The organism is Streptomyces sp. NPDC002776 (assembly GCF_053592195.1).
Window position 1 is genome coordinate 1 of sequence record NZ_JBSFVG010000045.1, and the last position, 7,909, is coordinate 7,909.

At 67.7% G+C, this 7,909-nt stretch carries 5 protein-coding genes and 4 pseudogenes; 2 read left to right on the plus strand and 7 right to left on the minus strand.

What is annotated here, in order from left to right; all coding sequences use genetic code 11:
- Both ACWD11_RS34840 and ACWD11_RS34845 read left to right on the plus strand, forming a co-directional pair.
- Window positions 1-232: pseudogene (locus ACWD11_RS34840) on the plus strand (transposase); the annotation flags it as partial.
- A 46-nt stretch (window positions 233-278) separates the two neighbouring features.
- Window positions 279-2,362, plus strand: a pseudogene (locus tag ACWD11_RS34845) (ISAzo13 family transposase).
- 15 nt (window positions 2,363-2,377) lie between these two features.
- Here ACWD11_RS34845 and ACWD11_RS34850 read toward each other — a convergent pair.
- The 7 genes and pseudogenes from ACWD11_RS34850 to ACWD11_RS34880 form a co-directional block, all read right to left on the minus strand.
- Window positions 2,378-3,145, minus strand: a pseudogene (locus ACWD11_RS34850) (IS256 family transposase); the annotation flags it as partial.
- 247 nt (window positions 3,146-3,392) lie between these two features.
- A complete protein-coding gene (locus ACWD11_RS34855; RefSeq protein ID WP_451287900.1) occupies window positions 3,393-3,617 on the minus strand; it encodes a LexA family protein in 225 nt (74 codons plus the stop codon).
- A 254-nt stretch (window positions 3,618-3,871) separates the two neighbouring features.
- Window positions 3,872-4,621 carry a replication-relaxation family protein gene (locus ACWD11_RS34860; RefSeq protein WP_451287902.1) on the minus strand — a complete coding sequence of 250 codons (750 nt, stop codon included), beginning with the start codon at window positions 4,619-4,621 and terminating at the stop codon, window positions 3,872-3,874.
- A 146-nt stretch (window positions 4,622-4,767) separates the two neighbouring features.
- A pseudogene (locus ACWD11_RS34865) lies at window positions 4,768-4,905 on the minus strand (jacalin-like lectin); the annotation flags it as partial.
- A gap of 1,535 nt (window positions 4,906-6,440) precedes the next feature.
- The gene (locus tag ACWD11_RS34870; RefSeq protein WP_451287904.1) at window positions 6,441-7,004 is read right to left on the minus strand and encodes a hypothetical protein; all 564 of its coding nucleotides are present in this window, start codon (window positions 7,002-7,004) and stop codon (window positions 6,441-6,443) included.
- Between the two features lie 39 nt (window positions 7,005-7,043).
- Complete coding sequence (locus tag ACWD11_RS34875) at window positions 7,044-7,244, minus strand: hypothetical protein (RefSeq protein ID WP_451287906.1); 201 nt, start codon at window positions 7,242-7,244, stop codon at window positions 7,044-7,046.
- A 338-nt stretch (window positions 7,245-7,582) separates the two neighbouring features.
- The gene (locus ACWD11_RS34880; RefSeq protein WP_451287908.1) at window positions 7,583-7,789 is read right to left on the minus strand and encodes a hypothetical protein; all 207 of its coding nucleotides are present in this window, start codon (window positions 7,787-7,789) and stop codon (window positions 7,583-7,585) included.
- Window positions 7,790-7,909 lie beyond the last annotated feature (120 nt).

Genomic DNA, 7,909 nt, shown 5'->3' on the forward strand with positions numbered 1-7,909 from the left:
CTACATGGCGGTGGCGGTCACCGCCGAGGGCCACCGGGACATTCTGGGTCTGTGGATCGGCGATGGCGGGGAGGGCGCGAAGTACTGGCTCCAGGACCTGACCGAGATCAAGAACCGCGGCGCGGCCGATGTCCTGATGCTGATCTGCGACGGCCTGACCGGCCTCCCGGACGCCGTGAACACGGTCTGGCCTGCGACAATCGTCCAGACCTGCGTCGTTCACCGAAGCCGTCAAGGAACAACCCGTTGCTTTTATAGGACAAGCCCGTTGCTCTGGTATGAGCTTCGCCGACGACGTTCTGGACCAGCTCGCGCTGCGGTTCCAGGTCCTGTTGCCGCATCTGAACGAGCGGCAGCGGCGTCTGATACTGGCTCAGGAGGCACGCCTGCTCGGACACGGTGGGGTACGGGCCGTGGCGCGGACGGCCGGGGTGAGCGAGACCACGGTCCGCAACGGTGTGTTCGAGCTGGAGGCCGGTGCGGATCCGCTGCGGGACGGCTGCGTCCGGCGCCCCGGGGGTGGCCGCAAGCCATCTGAGGAACAGGATCCTTTGCTGGTTCCGGCGTTGCTGAAGCTGTGGAGCCGGATGAGCGGGGCGATCCGATGTCGCCGCTGCGCTGGACCACCAAGTCCTTGCGCAACCTCGCCGAGGAGCTGGCCGGTCAAGGGCACCCGGTCTCCGCTCCGACCGTCGGCCGGCTGCTGAGGGAGCAGGGTTTCAGTCTGCAGGCCAGCGCCAAGACGCTGGAGGGCAAGCAACACCCCGACCGGGACGCACAGTTCCGCTACATCAACGAACAGGTCAAGGAGCACCAGTCCGGCGGTCAGCCGGTGATCAGCATCGATGCCAAGAAGAAGGAGCAGATAGGACAGCTGCCGAACCCCGGGCGGCAATGGCGCCCCGCAGGCGATCCGGTGCAGGTGGAGGACCACAGCTTCTACTTCATCGGCCCCGACGTCGAGGTGGCGATACCCTTCGGCATCTACGATCTGGCCCACGACAGCGGCTGGGTGAACGTCGGTACCGATCACGACACCTCGGTGTTCGCCGTCGAGTCGATCCGCCGCTGGTGGCGGGCCCGTGGCCGGCTGGACCACCCGGATGCCGACCGGTTGCTGATCACCGCGGACTGCGGAGGGTCCAACAGCTACCGCTACCGGTTATGGAAGACCGAACTCGCCGCGTTCGCCGCCGAGATTGGCCTCACGGTGAGCGTCTGTCACTTTCCGCCGGGCACTTCGAAATGGAACAAGATCGAGCACCGGCTGTTCTCCCACATCTCCATGAACTGGCGTGGCAGGCCCCTGACCAGCCACGAAGTCGTGGTCAACAGCATTGCCGCGACCCGCACTCGCACGGGCCTGCGCGTTCACGCCGAGTTGGACACCGGGACCTACCCAGTGGGAATCTCCGTCAGCCGCGAGCAAGTGCGCTCACTGCCGATCACGCACCATGACCGGCACGGATCCTGGAACTACACGATCGCTCCGGCCGACGCCACCGGCGACTGCGTGATCAACGCCAGCGATCGTGACCAGGCCAGGTCGCAGGTTCTTGCGATGCTCGCCGACCCGCGTTTGAGCGGCATGACCTCATCGGAACTGGACGCACTGTGCGCCCAGTTGGCTTTCGCGCAGGCCACCCGGGCCGAGCAGCGCAAGTTCCAGCAGCGCGGCGGCCGACGCTTGCAGGCCCCCGGAGCACATGGCAAGCCCCTGCTCTCGAACGCGGACCGCATCCTTGTCACGGTGATCTACCTGCGCCGAGTCTGCTCCCAGAAGGTCCTGGTCGACCTGCTCGCCATCAACCCGGTCACGATCGGCCAGGTCATCGGCGAGACCCGCACCCTCATGGACGCACAGAAGATCACCGTCACGCAGACCGCGCACTACTTCGCCTCCGCCCCGGAGTTGCGTGACTGGGCGGAGAACGGCGCGACCACCAGTCGAATGGATCTCTCCCAGACCCTGTCCCACCCCCTACTCACCGGCATGTCCCGTCCGGACTTTCAGGCGCTGATCGACCGGATCACCGTGCCCTACCAGGCCGCGCTCGAACAACGCCGGCATCACCAGCGCGGCGGTGCCCGGCGTCCAGGAACCCGTGGCGGCGTCTTCCGCCAAAAGATCCCCGACGCGGACCGGATCCTGGCGACGGTCCTTTCCCAGCGAGATCTATGCAACCAGCAGGCCCTGGCCGACCTGTTCGGTGTCAGCCGCGGCACCATCCGCAACGCCATCGAGGACGTCCGCCCCATCCTCGAACAAGACCCGTGCGTCCCGACGCTCGCCCAACGACGCTTCACCACGGCCGCCGACGTACTCGCATCCGTCACAGAAGACAGCGAAACACCATGTTGAATCCTTACGGCTTCAGTGAACGCGGCACCTTTGCCAGGCCGCACCGAGGAAGACCGTGCGGATCGCAGCCACCAGACCACTGTGGCTGTCGGAGATCACCAACTGGACGTTCTCCAGGCCGCGGGCCCGAAGCGAGCGCAGGAACTTCGTCCAAAACGGCTTCGACTCGCTGTCGCCGACCATCACACCGAGGATCTCGCGATGCCCGGTGGCCGAGATCCCGGTGGCGATGACCACGGCCTGCGAGACGATCCGGTGATTCACCCTGGCCTTGCAGTAGGTGGCGTCCAGGAAGACGTAGGGGAAGACGGTGTGATCCAGCGGCCGTTCCTTGAACGCGGTCAGCTCCTCATCCAGCTCACCGCAGATCCGCGAGACCTCGGACTTGGAGATCCCGGAGTCCGCACCGAGTGCTTTGACCAGGTCATCCACGCTGCGGGTGGAGACGCCGTGCACGTATGCCTCCATCACCACGGCGAACAGTGCCCGGTCGATGCGCCGCCGACGTTCCAGCAGCGACGGGAAGAACGACCCGGTCCGCACCTTCGGGATCTTCAGATCGAGGTCGCCGGCCTGCGTGGTCAGCAGACGGTCGCGATGTCCGTTGCGCCAGGTCGTACGCGACTCGGAGTGCTCACGCGGGGCGGCACCGATCACCTCGGTGGCCTCGGCCTCGATGAGCTCCTGCAAGATGCGCTCGCACACCACCCTGATTGCTTCAACTCCCTCTGCCCGACGTAGTGACTCCAGCAGCCGCATCAGCTCAGACTGGGACAAGGCCATCGCGTGCTCCTCCGGTTGAACTGCCCGTTCACCACGGAGACTTACGCGATGGCCTGCCCTTGTTCAGGGAGCATGCACCGCCAGCGGATGCACGCCCCGGGCAGACACCCGCGCGTTCCGCGGCCAAGCCCGGCTACACCACTTCATGGGACGCCATCCCCTCGATCATTGGGCTGGTCACGCGGTGGGCCTTTCGGGGCGTAGGTCGGGCAGGGGGTGACGGACTCTGGGCAGGCCGAATCGGTCGTCATCTGAGCCGGATCCCGCGCGCTCTGTAGGGTTCGCGCTCGATGTACCCGAGGGCTTCCATCCGTCTCAGATGCCAGTGCACGGATGCGCTGCTACGCAGGCCGATGTGCTGCCCGATCTCGGCGACTGTGGGCGCCTCGCCGCGGTCCGTGATGGCGTCGCGAATGCAGCGCAGGATGTGCTCCTGGGTGCTGGTGAGGTAGTCGACGCGGGGCCTGGCCATATCCTCAGTAGAAACCTTGTTCGATTTTATGCGCAAGCTGGATGCTTCTCGACACAGCGCTGTGACCTGCTGTGGTCGGGCTGTGGTTGGGGTCATGGCCAGGGTGCTGTCATGGGTGTGGGTGCATCCAGCTGACTCTTTGGTCGGGGGCGTGGACGGGCCGCCACACGGGCGCTGCGGGCCCGTGGTGGAGCAGGTCGACCAGCGGCGCTGCGAGGACGATGACGTCGCGGCGGAAGCCGATCTGCGACAGGTCACAGGCGGTAGCGTGCAGCGCATCGATGCGGGTCTCGATCCCGGCGGGGCCGGTGCCGTCCAGGACGAACAGCACCCGGGGAAAACAGCGGGTAGTGCCGGCGCCATTCTTCTTGCGGTGGCTCCTGGCCGAAGGCCGGCCGGCGCTGACCTGGGGGAGGCACGGGAACATGGGCGTGGAGGCGGGCGTAGGCGCCGATTTTGGCGGCGAGGCGTTCGGGTCCCATGGTGGCCCGGTCGACTTCGACGAACGCCCGCAGCATTGATCCGCCGTCACCGCCTTGCCGGTAGTAGAGCAGAGCGTCGGGGATGACGGCTTCGCCGCCACCGATGGAGTGGTGGACCTCGGGGATCCAGTCCAGTGGCCGGCGCAGCTCGCCGCGGCGGCGGGCGTCCTTAAGGAACGCCAGCGCGGTCTTTGTCACGGTCAGCCCGTGGCCGGCCCGCAGCCGTACTGCGGTCCGGTCGGACGCCGTCTTCGTCGGCCGCACCCCCCGTAGTTCGGGCCACTGACAGGCGACCTGGATGCCGTACTGGGTGGGGAACCAGAGCCGGGTCCGTCCGGCCTGCGGCAGGGTGATCCGGTCGAGCAGGCCCTCACTGCGCAGTTTGGCCAGTCGGCGCCGGGTCTGCTCGATCCGCACCCTGGGCGCGATCACCAGGTGCATCTGTTCCGTGGTGGCCATCCGGTATTGCGCCAGCACTGCCGGCGCCAGCCGGTCCCCGCTCCATGCGTCCACATCGCTCACCACGGCTTCTCCCGCCTCGCGTACAGTGCGGCACCGGCTCATCCGGTGTCGCGCGTACGACGAAGCGCAACAGCCGCCCCGACCAGGACTGCGACCATGAAGGCCCGACCACGGTCACGGTGCGACAACACCTCCCTGGACCAGCCGTCCGTCGGCGCCGCCGCGTCGCAGACCAGGGCGTCGCTGCCCGGCGCGGGCGCGGTGCCGCCCCGGACCAGGTCGACCCACGGGTCCCGCAGGCCGTTCTGCGACAGCAGCGTGCGGATGTTGTCGCCCGCGCGCGACGAGCCCGCCGACAGCCGCTCGTTCGCTCACGGGACCCGTCCGTAAATCTGCAGGTCACCACGCATTTCCTGCCGTGGTCGGTAGCCCGACATCCCCTCTACGCCCCCAGACCTCGCCCCACAGCAGGAAAAGGAAAAGGGTGGGGGTGGGACAGCTCGGCCGGGCGGCGGGCGAGGGGATCGGGCGCCCCTCAGGTGTCCTCGCGCGACGGCGGGGCCGCGCGCGCCGGGCCGGGCCATGGCACGCGCGTGACGCGCGCATGCGAGGCGGTGCAACTGCCGGCTGCGCCGGGCAGATGCCCGTGCTCCTGGTCGTCGTCGTGCTGCTGCTCGCGGCCGGCGCCGCCTACGTCGTGCACCGGCACCCGACGTGGGGCGCGCCTCTTGGCGCCGCGTTCGGCTCGGTCACGGTGATGGCCGCGCTGGTCGGCGTGATCGTCGGCCGGTGGACCGCGCGCCCGTGCGTGGCCGGGGCATCGGGGAGCCCTGGCCACGCACGGCCCCGACCCCGCGATCCAGCGGCAAGCGCGGGTCAAATCGAGGATTAAATCCAGGGCAAGTTCGCCGTGCGAGGCTGGGGCAGGCTTGCGTGCCGGGGAATTGACCCGTGACCGTACTGTCCTCTGCGCGTTAGGCAAGGGGACACGCGCATCGGAGTCTCATGCGGTCCCAGGTCTCGCCAGTGTGGGGCCAGGAACCGCTACTGGCTCCGATGACCGCCCTGTCATGGCAGGTAGCCCCCGGCCTTCCCCCCGAAGCCGGGGGCTATCGGCTTTAGGTGGAGCCTGGCCCGGGATGGTCCGGGTGAACGTTCAGGCCCCGCGGAATGCGGGGCTGGCCCGCGCGCGGGCCAGCTGGCGGGTGACCCATGCCGATGATCACGGTGACGCCCAGGCTCTTTAAACCCCGGCGAGAAGCCGCCCCTGAGGCCGTTGTGCGCGGGCGCCGGCTGCGGGATCGGCCGCGCGCAGGCCCCGGCTCTTGAGCTTGTGTTCCAGGTTTCTAGAAGGAAATCACCTGCTTTCCGACTGTGTCGCCCACCAGGGAGATGCTTCTGCCCGCTTGAAGGACTTGGTCGGCACCGGGGAGTTCGGCGCCACCGCATTGGTTGAAGGGGCTGCCGATGGGGAGTCCGGCGAGGTTGACGTTGGCTGCTCCGGTGCCGTGAGTAGTCGCTCCCTCAGTGAGTCTCACTCAGCGCGCATCATGCTCTTCTGGACGGATTTTCCCTGGCATGTCTGGTCAAGCTGTTGTGCGACGGGCCTGATGCCCTGTCGTCGGACGAGGTGGCCCCGGACGCGCTCCAGCCGCCGCTTCCCAAGGCTGGAGTGACGCTTGAGAGCGATGGCTCCGATGCCCCGCTGCCCGGCAGTGACTACCGCAAGTGAAGCCGCCGCAGCGGCGGAACTCTCCGGGCCGCCGGGGCGTAGTGCTGTGCATGGACCCGATCAAAGAGACGCACTTGGTGGATCGGCTCACCCCATGCCCTGGCTCTGCGCGAGCGCTCGGCGCAGAGCCAGGGCATGCGAGAGAGGTCAGAGGATCTGCAGGTTCACCGCTCCGGAAGAGGTGTCGAGGCCGTTCGGCGTCAGGCACTGCAGGGTCTGGGCGGGGGCGGGAACCAGAACGATCTCGATGATGATCTGCGAGCCCTGGAAGTCACCGGATTTCACGTCACCGGTGAGGACGAGGACGGAGACACCACCGGGGCGCAGCCCGGCCACGGCTGTGTAGTCGAAGGTGGTTGTGCTGGTCCGGTCGTTCTGCCAGTTTATGCGCCCCGTTCCGGTGGAGCTGCCGGCGATGCAGGACAGCTGCCCGTTGCCGGTGAAGCTGATGGTGCCGTTGGTGTGATCCAGCGGCAGCCCCAGGCAGGGGCCGACAGCACCGTCGGCCGACAGGGCGACCTGGCGGGTGGCCAGGGTGAGGCCCGGGTTGTAGGAAGTGGTTTCGTAACCGGGGCACTCCAGCAGAGCGGTCTGCTCCGTGGTCGCCGCGGCTGCGGGTCCGGCGTAGGCGGCGGGCATGACCAGCGCCCCCACCGCTGCCAGACAGGTCAGCAGGGTGCGCAAGCGCCGTGACGGCTTGTGCTTACTCATGGGAAGTAACCTTTCTTCAGGGCGTGGTGGTGTGCGGGCTCAGAGGGCGAGCTGGAGTTGGCCGCCGGCCGTGACCCGGTCGATGCCGTCTTGCAGGCATTCGGTGAGCGCGGCGTTGGTTGACTGCAGCGTGCGCACGGCCTGAGCGCCTTCGAAGAGACCGGAGACGACCTCGCCCTTGAGGGTGACGATCACTCCGGCGACGACGCGGGCGGAGGCGGCGGTGGTGTAGTCGAGCACACTGGTGCCGCCTTCACGGCGAGTGTGTAGTACGGGGGTGTCCGTCGCCGCGCAGGTGGTGAGGAAGTTCGCTGTGGTGTCGGCGACGGTGGTGGGGGTGCTGACGAGCGCGTCTGCCGCGGGAAGGACTCCCGCGACAGCGGTCCGGATGAGCGTGTGCCTTATGCGAACTCCTCGAACGTGTGGGGCTTCGAGCACCATGCGCTTCGGGCGGGAAATACGCCAGTGGCGGTGGTGACGGAGTCACATACGAGGCGGGTGTAGCCGGTGAGGTGAAGCGCAGCGCACGAAACCGGAGCGTGGCCGGTGGCGTGCGCCCCCTCCCGGGGGTCTCGGCGTCACCCGTTCAGTTCGGCGTCGCGTGTGACGGCATAGAACCCGAGAGAACGCAGTACGGCGGTGATGGGTTGGGCAGGTTCGAGCGCCGTCCGTTCCTGCTCCACCAGCGCCCGTGCCCGGGCCAACGCCAGGTCCGCAGCCCCGCAACCGGTGATCGCATCGACGCACCAGGCGACTTCGTGCGCGTCGGTCGGCAGGGTAGACATATGGACCGAGCTGGGACAGTGGAATCTAGGGCGTGTTGCGAAAGTGCTGGTCACAGCCACTCGTTGATGGCTGCGACCAGCACAGTCGCCTCGTAGCGGACGGCGAGTTTCTCGTATCGG